This is a genomic window from Bradyrhizobium sp. (assembly GCF_036009065.1).
Classification (GTDB): Bacteria; Pseudomonadota; Alphaproteobacteria; order Rhizobiales; family Xanthobacteraceae; genus Bradyrhizobium.
Map to the genome: position 1 here is coordinate 45,161 of NZ_DASYMN010000323.1, position 13,233 is coordinate 58,393.

The following is a 13,233-nucleotide window of genomic DNA, read 5'->3' on the forward strand; positions in this document are numbered from 1 at the left end:
GCGCACCGGATATAGGCCGTTAGCCCGTGAAACTTATCGCGCGTTCGCGCTTTTGTTTCTTCGGAGAATCCACGTGAACCGCATATTGAAACCCTTTGTAGTTGTGCTCTCCGTCATCTACTTCCTGGCCGACGCGATTTTCATAACGGTGGCCAAGCCGCTCGCGGACTGGATGGCGGCGCGCTGGGTTTTCGCCCGCTTGCGGGCATGGATCGCTTCCCTGCGACCGTACCCAACCCTTGCTTTGTTCGCCGTGCCTGTGATCCTTCTTGAACCCGTCAAGCCGGTCGCCGCATATTTCACAGCCACCGGTCGCGTCGCATCGGGCCTGGCGATTCTCGTCGTCGGTGAAATCCTCAAGCTTGTGCTGGTGGAACGCCTGTTCAGCATCAGCCGCGACAAGCTGATGTCGATTCCGGCGTTCGCCTGGGCATATGGAAAATATGGTTTGGCCAAGGACTGGCTTCAATCGACGGAGGCGTGGCAACGGGTGCGGCGCTGGAGCCGCATTACCCGACTGGCCATCCGCAACACCATCGCGGAACCGAACGCTTCATCCGGCCTGCCGATGGCGCGATGACGCGACCGGTTCGGATCGGCACCGCCGGATGGAGCATCCCCTCGCTTTATCTCGGCCAGGTGCCGGCGGGCGCGAGCCATCTTGAGCGTTACGCCCGGCATCTCAATGCCGTCGAGATCAATTCGTCCTTCTATCGGCCGCACCGACGCGCCACCTATCAGCGATGGGCGCAATCGGTGCCGGACGATTTTCGCTTCTCGGTCAAGCTGCCGAAGGCCATCACGCACGACGCCGGGCTTGCAGATTGCAGCGCATTGCTCGATCGTTTCGTGGACGAAGTGACGGGACTGGGCGACAAGCTCGGCGTGCTGCTGGTGCAGCTGTCGCCGAAATCGGAATTCAAGAAGCGCATCGCCAATGGTTTCTTCCGCGATCTTCGGATGCGGATCGATGCCGATGTCGTGGTGGAACCGCGGCATGCGAGCTGGTTCGCGGAAGGGACAGACGCGTGGCTGGCGAAACGCCGCATCGCCCGCGTCGCCGCCGATCCGGCGCGGTTCGCCAGCGCAAGCGAGCCGGGCGGCGCGCATGAACTGAGGTATTATCGCTGGCACGGCTCGCCGCGGATCTATCATTCGAATTACGATGCCGCGGCGCTGGCAGCGCTGAAACGGCGCCTCGAGGACCGCGCGCGCCAGTCTTCCGCGTGGTGTATCTTCGACAATACGGTGGCGGGTGCGGCGCTTGGAAATGCGCTTGAGCTTGCGCGGTCGCTTCGGCCCTGACTCGAAGGCTGCCCTGTTATCTCGGCTGCGCCGGCCCGACACCCGCCGGTCGGTTCTGCTCGTTGGTAGGCTTTATCAGCCCCGGAAAAGGAAATTTGAACAGGCCGCCCTGATCGGGCTCGGGTTCGCCGGCCACTGTCGGCGCCGGGCTGGGTTCAACCGCGGCAGCGGCGGGCGGCGGGGTCGGCACCGGAAGAGCGTCGCATTTCATGGAGTAGACCAGTTTGCCGTCCGCGGTCCGGCCGATCGGCGCACAATTGTCGACACGCTTGCCGCCGACAGGCTTGCTCTGCGCCCAGGCCGGCGAGGTCATCAGCAGGATGACGAGCACCAGTTTTTTCTTCATGTCACCTCCTGGCCGCATGAATACCACGCCAGTTTCGCATGAGGCCGCTGTAGACTGGAAGCCCGTAGATTCGGCAGCGGCCTTGCTGCCAGGAAGGCAACACCCAAATGAGCGAGCGGCTGGAGACGCTGAAAAAAGCCCGCGAACGAATGGCCGACGATCGGCACGTCTTCGCAAAAGTACTTGCCGCGCCGTTCGATCGTGACAAGGCCGAGCGGGCGCGGATCAAATTTATCGAGACTCAGGCGCTGATTGACGCCCTTGATCGCGCGATCGAGGGCGAACAGATCGGGCCGGCGACGTAGCCCTGCAACGGGTCAGGCCTTCACCAGGCTTTTGAACCCGCCATAGATCATACGCTTGGCGTCGAACGGCACCGTCTTGAGATTCATCATGTCGGTCAGCCGCTTGTCGGCCATCACCTTCTTGTTGACGCGATCGCGATGCGCGCGCGACTTGGCGCATACTCGTCGTGACGCTTTACCCAACTCATCAGGTTGCCGCCCGGGCCTTCATCGCGTCCCTTGGGCGTGATGTCGAGCAGCGTGTAGGTGACAAGATTCTCCTCGGCGCCACGGCCATAGCTCGAATAGGTATGAAAGATGCTGCCGGATTCGTCGCGCGCGAAAACGCTGTGCCCCGGCGATTCGTCCATCGACGTTTCGATCATCTCGTAATTGTATTCCACCTTGCCCTTTGCGGCATCCTCCGGCCGGAACGAGACGTGAAAGTCGTAATTGAAGTCGTTGCCGTGTGGCGTCATTGCGAGGAGCACTTGCGACGAAGCAATCCAGTGCTTTGTGGCCCTCTAGTCTAGACTAGATTGCTTCGCTCATCGGGCGGCGCTTTGCGCCGACCCGTTGGCTCGCAATGACGCAACAACAAAAAGCCCGCTGCCTCGGAGAGGCAGCGGGCCGACTTGTTCGGTCTTGCGCGATCAGCGCTTCGGAGCTTCCGAATTGGACTCCTTGCCCTTCGGCTCCGGAGGCGTGGTCATCGGCTTCTGCGATGGGCTGGTGTTGGCGCCGGTGGTGGGCGCCATGTTGGAGTCGCCGGCCTTCATGCCGTCTTTCGACATGTCCTTGTTCATCTTGGTATTGTCCTGCGCGGCCGGGCCGGTGGCTTGCGCCATGGCTGCACCTGACAAGCCAAGTATCGCGGTCGCGGCAACGGCGGCCGTCAAAAGATTGGTCTTCATTGCTGGATTCCTCCGAGATTGTTGTCAGAAAGCAACCGGAGGTCTCGCAAAAGGTTCCGCGCCGCGCGGTTCCATTTCATCCAGGCCGCAGCGCCTCACTCCACCTTGGTTATTTTGGCGTCCTCGATCACCTTCTTCCATTTCTCGGTTTCGGCAACGATCATCGCGCCGAACGCCTCCGGCGTGCCGATCAGCGGCTCACCGCCGAGATCGATCAGCTTCGCCTTGATCGCGGGTTCCGCCAGCACCGCATTGATCTCGCTATTCAGCTTGGCGATGATTTCGGGCGGGGTCTTCTTTGGCGCACCCATGCCGAACAGCGCGCTCGCCTCGTAGCCCGGAACGGTAGCCGCGACGGTCGGAACACCCGGCAATAACGCCGACGGCTCCGTCGTCGTCACCGCCAGCGCGCGCAGGGCACCGCCGCGGATATGCTGGAGGACCGAGGGCATATTGTCGAATATCACGTCCACCTGGCCGCCGAGCATGTCGGTAAGCGCGAGCGCGGCGCCCCGATAGGGCACGTGCTGCATTTTGATGCCCGCCATCGCCATGAACATTTCGCCGGACAGATGCACCGACGTGCCGTTGCCCGACGAAGCCATGTTGACCTTGCCGGGGTTGGCCTTCGCATAGGCTATGAAGTCGGCAACGGTCTTCGCTTCCACGTTCTTGCCGACGGTCATCACATTCGGCACGCGATTGAATGCCGCGATCGGCGCGATGTCGCGAGGGACGTTGAACTTCAGGTTGGCGTAGAGCGAGGTGTTGATATAGTTGGCGGGATTGACCAGCAGCACCGTATAGCCGTCCGGTTCCGCATTGATTACCGCCTCGGTGGCAATGTTGTTGCCGGCGCCTGGCTTGTTTTCTATGATGAATTGCTGGCCGAGCCGCTCCGACAGCCGCTGGCCGATCAGGCGCGCGATGATGTCCGTGGCGCCGCCGGGCGGATAGCCGACCACCCAGCGCACCGGCCGCGTCGGATAATCCAGCGCGCAGGCGCCGCCGATCGAAGCAAAAGCCGAAATTCCGATCGCGATCAGAGCAATCGCGGTGCGACGTGATGTCATGCGGTTTCTCCCTGGGCGGCCGCGTTGCTTCGCGGTCCGTTTGTATTGAATTGACAGCGGCGCGCGTTGTAACAAACAAATCCGGACCCGGCCAGTGCGGCAGACGCGCGCGCCAGCCTGCGACGAAAGGATAATCCATGACCGTCAAGGTCGACGCCCTCGATCATCTCGTCATCAATGTCGCGGACGTGGCGCGCTCCGCGCAGTGGTATCGCAAGGTGCTGGGCATGGAGATCAAGGTATTCGATCCCGGCCAGGGCAGGACGCCCCGCACCTCGCTGATGTTCGGGAACCAGAAGATCAATGTGCGGCCGCGCGATGCCGACAAGGTGGAGTGGTTCACCGCCGACCATGCGACCGCCGGCAGCGACGATCTGTGCTTTCTCACCTCCGCTTCACCGGCGGAGGTGGTCGCGCATCTGATGGCTTGCGGCGTCGCCATCGAGGAAGGCCCGGTGGCCAAGCAAGGCGCGCGCGGCACGCTGCGCTCGGTGTATTGCCGCGATCCCGACGGCAGCCTGATCGAGATTTCGTCGTATGAGAAAGGTGCGTTTTGACGCCCATCGGCTCACAGCAAAGATCGTCTTGCCCGGGCTTGTCCCCGGCATCCACGTCTTAAACGTATCGCGGTAAGAAAAGACGCGGATGGCCGGGACAAGCCCGGCCATGACAAAAACAAAGGGCCGCACGGGGAGGATTCATGCCAAACTCACAGCCGCCGGGCGTCGTCGGCCCGTTCGCAGGCCTCGACGTGCCATGGCTGCTGCGGATGCGGGCCGAAACGCGCCGCGACCATCCGTTTTTGATCTGGGCGCCGTTCGACGCCCCGGCGCGCAAATGGAGTTACGGCGAGTTTCACGACCAGGTCGGCGCGTTCGCCGCGGGCCTCGTCGCGCGCGGCATAAAGCCCGGCGAATTCGTGCTGATCCATCTCGACAATTGCATCGAGGCGATGCTGGCCTGGTTCGCCTGCGTCGAACTCGGCGCCATCGCCGTCACCACCAACACCCGCTCCGCCCCCGCCGAGATGGAATATTTTGCCGGCCACTGCGGCGCGGTTGCCGCCATCACCCAGCCCGCTTACGCCGAGACGATCGCAGCGCATTGCCGCGGCCTGCGCTGGATCGCGGTGACCTCGCACGACGCCGGAGTCCCACCTGCGCAGGGTCACGCAGCGCCGCGCGCCGATTCGTTTCAATCATTGTTCGCAAGCAGCGCCGACCGGCCGCGCCGCGCGATCGATCCATCCGCGCCCTGCAGCGTGCAATACACCTCCGGCACCACGTCGCGGCCCAAGGCGGTGCTGTGGACCCACGCCAACGCGCTGTGGGGCGCCAAGGTCAACGCGGCGCATCAGGATCTGCACGCCGGCGACGTGCACCAGGCCTACCTGCCGCTGTTCCACACCAACGCACTGGCCTATTCGATGCTGGCAAGCCTGTGGGTCGGCGCTTCCTGCGTGATCCAGCCGCGGTTTTCGGCGAGCCGGTTCTGGAACGTCGCCGCCGAGCACGGCTGCACCTGGACCTCGACCATCCCGTTCTGCATGAAGGCGCTGCTCGAGCACGAGATCCCGAAACAACACAGTTTTCGGCTCTGGGGCACCGCGATCTGCGAGCCGCCGGCCTTCGCGGCGTTCGGCGTCAAGATCATCGGATGGTGGGGCATGACCGAGACCATCACCCACGGCATCGTCGGCGAGATCGATCAACCTAACATCCCCATGTCGATCGGCCGCGCCGCTTCCGAATACGCAATCCGCATCACCGATGACGATGGCGCGCCGACAAAGGTCGGCGGCACCGGCAACCTGTCGATCAAGGGCATACCCGGATTGTCGCTGTTCAAGGAATACCTGCACAACGAGAAGGCCACCCGCGAAGGTTTTGACGCGCATGGCTTTTTTCTCACCGGCGATCGCGTCACCCTGCTGGAGAACGGCTTTGTAAAATTCGGCGACCGCGCCAAGGACATGCTGAAGGTCGGCGGCGAGAACGTCGCGGCCTCCGAGATCGAGCAGGTGATCGCGGCGGTAGCGGGCGTGCGCGAGGCCGCGGTGGTTGCCAAGAAGCACCCGATGCTGGACGAGGTGCCGGTGGTGTTCATCATTCCGCAGGCCGGCGTCGCGGACGCGCCTGCCGATCTGCACGACGTTGTGATGGCCGCCTGCCGCAACGCGCTTGCGGATTTCAAGGTGCCCCGCGAAATCCGCTTCGTGGACGAGATGCCGCGCTCGACGCTGGAGAAGGTGGCGAAGGCGGAGTTGCGGAAGATGCTGGGATGAATTCCCTCGTCATGGCCGGGCTCGTCCCGGCCATCCACGTCTTCAAGGTGTCAAGCAAGAAAGACGCGGATGCCCGGGACAAGCCCGGGCATGACGAACGTTTGGACAGCGGCGCCATAGAAAAAATCCGCCGGAAGCAATGCTCCCGGCGGATCATTGTTGCTGCGTGAGCGGCAACTACGCCTTCATCGCAGCCTTCACCGCTTCCGCGGTGATCGGCAGCGCGCGGACGCGGGCGCCGCAGGCGTTGAAGATGGCGTTGCCGAGCGCGGGTGCGACCACCGTTACCGCCGGCTCGCCAACGCCGGTGGCTTTTTCGCCATTGGCGATGACGCTGACGGCGACTTCCGGCACCTGGCTCATCCGCAAGGGCGTGTAGGTATCGAAGTTGGTCTGCTCGATGCCGCCATCCTTCAGCGTCGCCTTTTCGTACATCGCAAGCGACAGCCCCCACAGCGCCGCGCCCTCGACCTGCGCTCGAATGTTGTCGGGATGCACCTGGGTGCCGACGTCGGTGGCCACGGTGAGCTTCTTCACCTTGACCTCGCCGGACGGCGCCACCGCGACGTGGGCCACGCACGCGGTCCAGCTAGCCGTCGCGCGTTCCTGCGAGGAGACGCAGGCGACGCCCATGCCTTCGCCCTTGGGCAGCACCTTGGTGCCGTAGCCGGCCATGCCCATGGCGGCAAGCAAAGTGTTGCGCAGGCGTTGCGCGCCGCCGTCGTTCTTGCCCTTGCCGTCGAGCAGCGCGATGCGGAACTGCGCCGGATCCTTGCCGGCCGCATTGGCCAGCTCGTCGATCATGCTTTCCACCGCCCAGAAGGTCCAGCCCGGCGCCACCGACCGCAACTGGCCGGAGGGCGTCGCGTTGTGCGCCATCTCGTTGAGGATGGCGCGGACGTTGTGGTTGGGCACGGAGTAGAAGAAGTCCGCGCCGTTCACGGTGAACGCATCGAGCGCGCCCTTCTTGTCGACCGAAGGCGACAGGAAGTCCGGGATGCCCCAGCGCTTGGTCGGCCACGCCGAAACCACGTCGTGATTCATCGCGATCAGCTTGCCGTCGGCGTCCAGACCCGCCTTGATCTTCTGGAACGTCAAGGGCCGCGAGAAATCCATCGTCATGTCGTCTTCGCGCGAATAGATCACCTTGACCGGCTTGCCGACGGCCTTCGCCGCCTGCACCGCGGGCACCATCATGTCGGCGTCGAGACGCCGGCCGAAGCCGCCGCCCAGCCACATCTGGTGCATCACGACGAATTTGGGATCGACCCCGGCGGCACCCGCCGCGATCGCGCCGGAGCGCGTCGCGAACTGGTTACCGGAATAGATGTGCCAGATATCGCCCTGCAGCTGCGCCGTGGCGTTCATCGGCTCCAGCGGCGCATGGATGTTGATGCTGGTGGTGTATTCCGCCTCCAGCACTTTCGCCGCGGTGCCCAGCGCCGCCGCGGTATCGCCGTCCTTGACAAAGAACAGGCCGGAATCGTCCAGCGCCTGCAACCGCTTCGCCTCGTCGAGCAACGATTGGCTCGACAGTTTTGCGTTCGGCCCATTGTCGTAGGTGACCTTGAGCGCGTCGGCGGCCTTCTTGGCGTTGGCGTAAGTGTTGGCGACCGCCACCACCCATCCCGTCGTTGTGCCGGTCTTGTCGTCCAGCGTCACTGCCTTGACGAAGCCCGGCACCTTCTTAGCCGCGCTGTCGTCGACCGACTTCACGGTGGCGCCGTAGCGCACCGGCGGCATCACGATCTTGCCATACAGCATGCCCGGCAGCATGACGTCGATGCCGTATTTGGCTGATCCGTTGGTCTTCGACGGGATGTCGAGCTGCGGCACCGATTGGCCGATCATGACGTATTGATCGGGGGTCTTCAGCTTGATCGCCTTGAGTTCGTCGGGCGTAAACGTCTTGGTCGCCTTGCCGCTCTTGACGACGTCGGCAAACGTCATCGACTTCTTCGATTTCGCGTGCGAAATCACCGAGTCCTTAACGGTGAGTTCACTCGCCGGCACGCCCATCGACGCGGCGGCGGCTTCCGTCAATACCATGCGCCCCGCAGCCCCCGCGCGGCTCATCGCATCGAAGTTCATCATGGTGCTCCAGCTGCCGCCGGTGATCTGCGCACCTAACACCGGATCGTTGAACTTCGGGTCGTTGGAAGCGAGTTGGACCCGCATGTCCTTCCAGTTCGAGCCGAGTTCCTCGCAGATGATCTGCGCCATGGTGGACGCGATATGCTGGCCCATGTCGGCCTTGCCGCAAGTGATGGTGACGAGGCCATCCGGCGCGATCGAATACCACACGCTCGGATCGAAATTGCCGGCGGCGGCGAATGCCTGATCGGCGCCGAGCAGGCCCGGCACCGACGAGTAGCCGAGCGCAAGGCCGGCCGCGGCCGAGCCTACGAGGAAGGAGCGGCGCGACAGATCGGCCGGCTCACTCTGGGTGATTTTCACGTGCGTATTCATGTCGGCCTCCGGTCGGCAGCGTTGGACGCGGTGCGCATGTCGGCGGCGGCGCGCATGATCGCCTTCTGGATGCGCGAATAGGTCATGCAGCGGCAGAGATTGCCGTCCATGGCCGCAACCACTTCCTCTTTGGTCGGGTTCGAGTTCTTCGACAGCAAGGATGCCGCCTGCATGATCTGGCCGGACTGGCAGTAGCCGCATTGCGGAACCTGCTCGGCAATCCATGCCTTCTGCAGCGGATGATCGCCCTTGGCGCTCAGGCCTTCGATGGTGGTGATCTTCTTGCCGGCGGCATCGCTGAGCGAGGTCTGGCAGGATCGCACCGCCTCGCCGTTCAGATGCACCGTGCAGGCGCCGCACAGGCCGGCGCCGCAACCGAATTTCGTGCCGGTCATCTGCAATTGTTCGCGGATGACCCAGAGCAGCGGCGTATCGCCCGCCGCATCCACGGACATCGCGCGTCCGTTGATATTCAGATTAGGCATTTTCTCTTCCCCTCCGGTGCATGAAGCCGCTTACGGCGGCATCTCACTTGTGGGCTAAGCCGCGGCACCCACCGGGTCGATGCCGCGACGAGGCGCAGAATGATCGCGTTCCAATCTGGAAGCAATTCAAATTAGAATCGGTCGAACAGAATAAACTTGCAAAGCCACGTTGTGCGATGCGGTATTTCCTATCCGGAAATCGATCGTTACAATGGAAACGAAAACAGCCAGGAACTTGCGATGCCCAAACTTAACCGCGACGGCGTCAACATCCATTACGAAGTTCACGGCAGCGGACCGCCGCTGCTGCTGACCCATGGCTATTCGTCGACCTCGGCGATGTGGCAGGGCCAGATCGCGGCGCTGTCGAAACAGCACAAATTGATTTTGTGGGACATGCGCGGCCACGGCCAATCGGATTATCCCAATGATGCCGCGGCATATAGTGAAGCCCTCACGGTCGGCGACATGGCGGCGCTGCTCGACATGGCTGGCGCGAAGTCCGCCATTGTCGGCGGCCTGTCGCTCGGCGGCTACATGTCGCTGGCGTTTGTTCGCACGCATCCGCAGCGCGTTCGCGCGCTGCTGATCATCGATACTGGGCCGGGCTTCAAGAAGGACGAGGCGCGCGACGCATGGAACAAGCGCGCGCACGAGACCGGCGACCGTTTTGAGCGCGAGGGCCTTGAGGTTCTGAAATCCTTCAGCCGCGAACGATCCAGCGTCGTGCATCGCGATGCGTCGGGGCTGGCGCGCGCCGCGCGGGGCATGCTGACCCAGCGCGACGCCGGCGTGATCGAAACCTTGCCGCACATAAAGGTGCCGGCGCTGGTGGTGGTCGGCGCCGACGACACGCCGTTCCTCGCGGCTTCGGATTACATGGCTGCGAAAATTCCCGGCGCGAAGAAGGTGGTGATTCCGGCCGCCGGTCACGCCGTCAACATCGACCAGCCGCAAGCTTTCATCGACGCCGTTCTCCCTTTCCTCGACGGCTTGCGGCGGCAAAGGGCTTCCGACAAAATGGCCGCGTCATGAAATCCATTAACGCAATGGCCCTGTTAATTGTTGCGATTTTTGGCGCGGCGCTTGCGCCAGCCCGCGCGCAGCAATTCGTGCCGTCCGGCCCGCCGCCTTACTCACCACCTTTTACTGCAACGTTATCGAACAACACGCCGCTGGCGTTCGGCATGAACGAGCAGGACGCGGCGAGCGCGCTGGGCACGCCGCTGACCTACATCCGCGGCCGGCCCGGCGATGAGATCTATCTTGCGATCCGCGACATCGGCGGCACTGGCTTCTTCAACCGCAAGGACCGGCTCTATCTGCAGTTCCGCCGCGGGCGCCTCGCCGGCTGGAAGGGCGACTGGGGCCGCAACTGGATGTGGCACTAACAAGCCTCGTCCAGCAACCTCGCAGCATCCTCACCCAATCCGCGCGTATTCCGCAAAAGTGGAAACCGGTTTTGCAAACAGAATACCCGCCATTTTAAAAGGACGACCCATGGGACACGACATCGCACTGACGGCCTCCGACAATTTCAAACTGGGCGGCTATCGCGCCGACCCTTCCGGCAGACCCAAGGCCGCCGTGGTGGTGATCCAGGAAATCTTCGGTGTCAACCATCACATCCGCGCGGTGTGCGACCGCGCCGCAGCTCAAGGCTACGTCGCCATCGCGCCTTCGATTTTCGACCGCGTCGAGCAGAATTTTCAGTGCGGCTATACGCCGGAGGAAGTCGCAATCGCGCGCAAGTTCGTGGCCAATCCGGACTGGACCGGGATGCTGCGCGACACCCAGGCCGCCATAGATGCGGTGCAAGATGTCGGCCCGGTCGGCATCGTCGGCTTTTGCCTCGGCGGCAGCGTCGCCTATGCCGCCGCAACGAAATTGTCCGGCCTGACCGCGGCGATCGGCTTTTATGGCGGCGCCATCGTGCGCTTCGCCGACGACAAGCCGACGGTGCCGACGCAACTGCATTTCGGCGAAAAGGACACCGGCATTCCCTTAAGCGATGTCGAGATCATCCGCAGCAAGCGGCCCGAGGTCGAAATCCACGTCTATCCCGGCGCGCAGCACGGCTTTAACTGCGAGGAACGCGCGAGCTATGACAAGGCCAGCGCCGACCTCGCGCGGCAGCGCGCCAGCGAATTTTTCAAGAAGCATCTCACTGCCTAGAGAGAGCCGGATCACTCGCCCTTGACGCCGGCGGTTTTCGCAACCGTCGCCCATCGCGCATGATCGCGGCGCAACGTTGCCTCGAAGGTTTCGGCAGTGCCGCCCACCGGCACGAGATTGAGCGCCTGCAATCCCGCAATCCCTTCGGCAGAGGAAATGATCCGGGCCAATTCGGCGGCCAGCTTGGTCACGATATCCCTGGGCGTCGCCCCCGGCAGAAAGACGCCGACCCAGCCTTCGGCCTCGAAGCCCGGATATCCGAGTTCGGCAAGCGTCGGCACATCGGCGAGCTGGGTCTTGCGCTGCTCGCCGCCGACGGCCAACGCCCTCACCTTGCCCGCGCTCAATTGGGGGCCCGCCGTGGTGAGATCGACGAACGCGGCGGTCACCTGGTTGCCGAGCAAATCATTCAGCAGCGGCGCCGAGCCGCGATAGGGCACGTGAGTCATATCGATCCCGGCGGTTTTCTTGAGAAGTTCGCCATAAAGGTGAGACGTCGTTGCGTTGCCGAACGTTCCGTAGGCGTATTTCCCGGGATTTGCCTTGGCGAGATCGATCAAGTCCTTCAACGATTTCATCGGCTGCGCATCGGGAACGGTGAGGACGATCGGCGACAACGCAACCTGGGTGACCGGCGCAAGATCTTTGAAGACATCGTACGGCAGTTTGGACACCAGGCTCGGCGCCTGAATGATCTGGGTAATTGCGATCAGCACCGTATATCCGTCAGCAGGCGCCTTCGCGACGAAATCATTGCCGATGATTCCTCCCGCGCCCGATTTGTTCTCCACTACGACCGCCTGCTTCCAGGCCTCCGAGAGTTTGCTGGCTAACAAGCGGGCCGATACATCGGTCGCACCGCCCCCGGGATAGGGCACGATGAACGTTATGCGCCGATCCGGATAAGTCTGTGCCGATACCGCCGGCGCAAACGCAATCGAACCCAGTGCGATTGCGGAAGCCAGCACGGCCGCTGCAGCGACGGGGCGCACAACTCTGATCGATGGATGCAATTTCATCGGTTGGTCCTAACATGGCCCAACCGCGGTTTGAAACGCCGTTCGGAAGCGGCAGGGTGACTGCGCTGATCCACCGCAGCCAATGTTGCCAGCAAGCTGGGCGGCAATTCCGCCGCGGGACAAAGCGTTGCGGCGAGACTGCGCGCGGGCAGTTTCAACGATATCCCGGATCGTGCTGGATCGACTTCAGAACCAGCGTTCGCCGACGAGGACGGTATCGCCGGGGTTGATCGGGGTGCCGAGCGGCACGACGGCGCGCACCGAGCCTGATGCGTCGGTATGCGTGAGCGTGACGCGATCGCGTTTGGCGCGCGGCGAGAAACCGCCGGCAATGGCCACCGCGCTCTCCACGCTCATGTTCGGCACATAAGGATACTGGCCGGGGGCCGCGACTTCGCCGAGGATGAAGAATGGGCGGTAGGCCTCGATCTCGACCGCCACCGATGGTTCGCGGATGTAGCCGTTGCGCAGTTTACCGCTGATCTCCGCGGCAAGACCCGCAGGCGTCAGCCCGCGCGCGCGTACCGCGCCGATCAGCGGCATGGTGATGGAGCCGCCGGCATCGATGGCGTAGGTGTTGGTGAGGCCTTCCTGGCCGTAGACCACGATGCGAAGCCTGTCGCCGGCGTCGAGCCGATACGCCGCGTCATAGGCCACCGGGATCGGCGTCGCATAAACCGCCGGGGCGGGCGCATAGGCGCGCCGAGCTGACGCCGCGAAACCGGCACGCAACGCACTGATGGCGCCGCCGGAAGGGGCGAGGTTCGTTGAAGACGCATAAAGGCTGCGCGGCGGAGAATTATGGGTCCGGCCATAGGCGAGGGAATCCAGATCGCCCCGCGCCTGGACAACGGCGACAGGCGCGGACCTGCGCATGCA

17 protein-coding genes are annotated in these 13,233 nt (G+C 63.4%); 9 read left to right on the forward strand and 8 right to left on the reverse strand.

Annotated elements, in window-relative coordinates:
- Window positions 1-73: 73 nt before the first annotated feature.
- Both VGP39_RS20045 and VGP39_RS20050 read left to right on the forward strand, forming a co-directional pair.
- Complete coding sequence (locus VGP39_RS20045; RefSeq protein WP_327569833.1) at window positions 74-580, forward strand: hypothetical protein; 507 nt, start codon at window positions 74-76, stop codon at window positions 578-580.
- Complete coding sequence (locus tag VGP39_RS20050; protein WP_327569834.1) at window positions 577-1,305, forward strand: DUF72 domain-containing protein; 729 nt, start codon at window positions 577-579, stop codon at window positions 1,303-1,305. The genes VGP39_RS20045 and VGP39_RS20050 overlap by 4 nt, the downstream gene beginning before the upstream one ends.
- A gap of 16 nt (window positions 1,306-1,321) precedes the next feature.
- Here the strand turns inward: VGP39_RS20050 and VGP39_RS20055 are convergent, their stop codons facing one another.
- Window positions 1,322-1,651 (reverse strand): hypothetical protein, encoded by a 330-nt coding sequence (locus VGP39_RS20055; RefSeq protein ID WP_327569835.1) that lies wholly within the window; start codon window positions 1,649-1,651, stop codon window positions 1,322-1,324.
- A 107-nt stretch (window positions 1,652-1,758) separates the two neighbouring features.
- Here VGP39_RS20055 and VGP39_RS20060 point away from each other — a divergent pair, with 107 nt between their 5' ends.
- Window positions 1,759-1,956, forward strand: a complete 198-nt coding sequence (locus VGP39_RS20060; RefSeq protein ID WP_327569836.1) for a hypothetical protein — start codon at window positions 1,759-1,761, stop codon at window positions 1,954-1,956.
- Window positions 1,957-2,069: 113 nt separating this feature from the next.
- Here the strand turns inward: VGP39_RS20060 and VGP39_RS20070 are convergent, their stop codons facing one another.
- From VGP39_RS20070 to VGP39_RS20080, 3 genes are all read right to left on the reverse strand, one after another.
- The gene (locus tag VGP39_RS20070) at window positions 2,070-2,414 is read right to left on the reverse strand and encodes a DUF899 family protein (RefSeq protein ID WP_327569837.1); all 345 of its coding nucleotides are present in this window, start codon (window positions 2,412-2,414) and stop codon (window positions 2,070-2,072) included.
- A gap of 174 nt (window positions 2,415-2,588) precedes the next feature.
- A complete protein-coding gene (locus VGP39_RS20075) occupies window positions 2,589-2,849 on the reverse strand; it encodes a hypothetical protein (RefSeq protein ID WP_327569838.1) in 261 nt (86 codons plus the stop codon).
- A gap of 95 nt (window positions 2,850-2,944) precedes the next feature.
- Complete coding sequence (locus VGP39_RS20080) at window positions 2,945-3,922, reverse strand: tripartite tricarboxylate transporter substrate binding protein (RefSeq protein ID WP_327569839.1); 978 nt, start codon at window positions 3,920-3,922, stop codon at window positions 2,945-2,947.
- Window positions 3,923-4,059: 137 nt separating this feature from the next.
- On the opposite strand from VGP39_RS20080, the gene VGP39_RS20085 reads away from it, so the two are divergent.
- The 3 genes from VGP39_RS20085 (at window position 4,060) to VGP39_RS20095 (ending at window position 6,376) form a co-directional block, all read left to right on the forward strand.
- Window positions 4,060-4,479, forward strand: coding sequence for a VOC family protein (locus VGP39_RS20085; protein ID WP_327569840.1), 420 nt, complete (start codon window positions 4,060-4,062; stop codon window positions 4,477-4,479).
- A gap of 143 nt (window positions 4,480-4,622) precedes the next feature.
- Window positions 4,623-6,206 (forward strand): AMP-binding protein, encoded by a 1,584-nt coding sequence (locus VGP39_RS20090; protein WP_327569841.1) that lies wholly within the window; start codon window positions 4,623-4,625, stop codon window positions 6,204-6,206.
- Window positions 6,203-6,376, forward strand: coding sequence for a hypothetical protein (locus VGP39_RS20095; protein WP_327569842.1), 174 nt, complete (start codon window positions 6,203-6,205; stop codon window positions 6,374-6,376). Before VGP39_RS20090 ends, VGP39_RS20095 begins: the two co-directional genes overlap by 4 nt.
- Before the next feature lie 7 nt (window positions 6,377-6,383).
- Here the strand turns inward: VGP39_RS20095 and VGP39_RS20100 are convergent, their stop codons facing one another.
- Together VGP39_RS20100 and VGP39_RS20105 are read right to left on the reverse strand one after the other, a co-directional pair.
- Window positions 6,384-8,675 carry a xanthine dehydrogenase family protein molybdopterin-binding subunit gene (locus VGP39_RS20100; protein ID WP_327569843.1) on the reverse strand — a complete coding sequence of 764 codons (2,292 nt, stop codon included), beginning with the start codon at window positions 8,673-8,675 and terminating at the stop codon, window positions 6,384-6,386.
- Window positions 8,672-9,160: a (2Fe-2S)-binding protein gene (locus VGP39_RS20105; RefSeq protein ID WP_327569844.1), complete on the reverse strand. Its 489-nt coding sequence runs from the start codon at window positions 9,158-9,160 to the stop codon at window positions 8,672-8,674. The genes VGP39_RS20100 and VGP39_RS20105 overlap by 4 nt, the downstream gene beginning before the upstream one ends.
- A 240-nt stretch (window positions 9,161-9,400) precedes the next feature.
- On the opposite strand from VGP39_RS20105, the gene VGP39_RS20110 reads away from it, so the two are divergent.
- The 3 genes from VGP39_RS20110 (at window position 9,401) to VGP39_RS20120 (ending at window position 11,335) form a co-directional block, all read left to right on the forward strand.
- Window positions 9,401-10,195, forward strand: coding sequence for an alpha/beta fold hydrolase (locus VGP39_RS20110; RefSeq protein ID WP_327569845.1), 795 nt, complete (start codon window positions 9,401-9,403; stop codon window positions 10,193-10,195).
- Between the two features lie 14 nt (window positions 10,196-10,209).
- Complete coding sequence (locus VGP39_RS20115; RefSeq protein WP_327569846.1) at window positions 10,210-10,551, forward strand: hypothetical protein; 342 nt, start codon at window positions 10,210-10,212, stop codon at window positions 10,549-10,551.
- A 109-nt stretch (window positions 10,552-10,660) separates the two neighbouring features.
- Entirely contained in the window at window positions 10,661-11,335 is a 675-nt protein-coding gene (locus tag VGP39_RS20120; RefSeq protein ID WP_327569847.1) for a dienelactone hydrolase family protein, read from the forward strand.
- 11 nt (window positions 11,336-11,346) lie between these two features.
- On the opposite strand, the gene VGP39_RS20125 is transcribed toward VGP39_RS20120, so the two are convergent.
- Together VGP39_RS20125 and VGP39_RS20130 are read right to left on the reverse strand one after the other, a co-directional pair.
- Window positions 11,347-12,354, reverse strand: a complete 1,008-nt coding sequence (locus VGP39_RS20125; protein WP_327569848.1) for a tripartite tricarboxylate transporter substrate binding protein — start codon at window positions 12,352-12,354, stop codon at window positions 11,347-11,349.
- A 186-nt stretch (window positions 12,355-12,540) separates the two neighbouring features.
- Window positions 12,541-13,233: polysaccharide biosynthesis/export family protein (locus tag VGP39_RS20130; RefSeq protein WP_327569849.1), on the reverse strand; the 693-nt coding region annotated here is incomplete at its 5' end.

Excerpts from the sequence above, each read along its gene's own strand:
- VGP39_RS20050 (WP_327569834.1), top strand. The coding sequence starts at position 577 with ATGACGCGACCGGTTCGGATCGGCACCGCCGGATGGAGCATCCCCTCG.
- VGP39_RS20055 (WP_327569835.1), bottom strand. The coding sequence starts at position 1,651 with ATGAAGAAAAAACTGGTGCTCGTCATCCTGCTGATGACCTCGCCGGCC.
- VGP39_RS20060 (WP_327569836.1), top strand. The coding sequence starts at position 1,759 with ATGAGCGAGCGGCTGGAGACGCTGAAAAAAGCCCGCGAACGAATGGCC.
- VGP39_RS20070 (WP_327569837.1), bottom strand. The coding sequence starts at position 2,414 with ATGACGCCACACGGCAACGACTTCAATTACGACTTTCACGTCTCGTTC.
- VGP39_RS20075 (WP_327569838.1), bottom strand. The coding sequence starts at position 2,849 with ATGAAGACCAATCTTTTGACGGCCGCCGTTGCCGCGACCGCGATACTT.
- VGP39_RS20080 (WP_327569839.1), bottom strand. The coding sequence starts at position 3,922 with ATGACATCACGTCGCACCGCGATTGCTCTGATCGCGATCGGAATTTCG.
- VGP39_RS20085 (WP_327569840.1), top strand. The coding sequence starts at position 4,060 with ATGACCGTCAAGGTCGACGCCCTCGATCATCTCGTCATCAATGTCGCG.
- VGP39_RS20090 (WP_327569841.1), top strand. The coding sequence starts at position 4,623 with ATGCCAAACTCACAGCCGCCGGGCGTCGTCGGCCCGTTCGCAGGCCTC.
- VGP39_RS20095 (WP_327569842.1), top strand. The coding sequence starts at position 6,203 with ATGAATTCCCTCGTCATGGCCGGGCTCGTCCCGGCCATCCACGTCTTC.
- VGP39_RS20100 (WP_327569843.1), bottom strand. The coding sequence starts at position 8,675 with ATGAATACGCACGTGAAAATCACCCAGAGTGAGCCGGCCGATCTGTCG.
- VGP39_RS20105 (WP_327569844.1), bottom strand. The coding sequence starts at position 9,160 with ATGCCTAATCTGAATATCAACGGACGCGCGATGTCCGTGGATGCGGCG.
- VGP39_RS20110 (WP_327569845.1), top strand. The coding sequence starts at position 9,401 with ATGCCCAAACTTAACCGCGACGGCGTCAACATCCATTACGAAGTTCAC.
- VGP39_RS20115 (WP_327569846.1), top strand. The coding sequence starts at position 10,210 with ATGGCCCTGTTAATTGTTGCGATTTTTGGCGCGGCGCTTGCGCCAGCC.
- VGP39_RS20120 (WP_327569847.1), top strand. The coding sequence starts at position 10,661 with ATGGGACACGACATCGCACTGACGGCCTCCGACAATTTCAAACTGGGC.
- VGP39_RS20125 (WP_327569848.1), bottom strand. The coding sequence starts at position 12,354 with ATGAAATTGCATCCATCGATCAGAGTTGTGCGCCCCGTCGCTGCAGCG.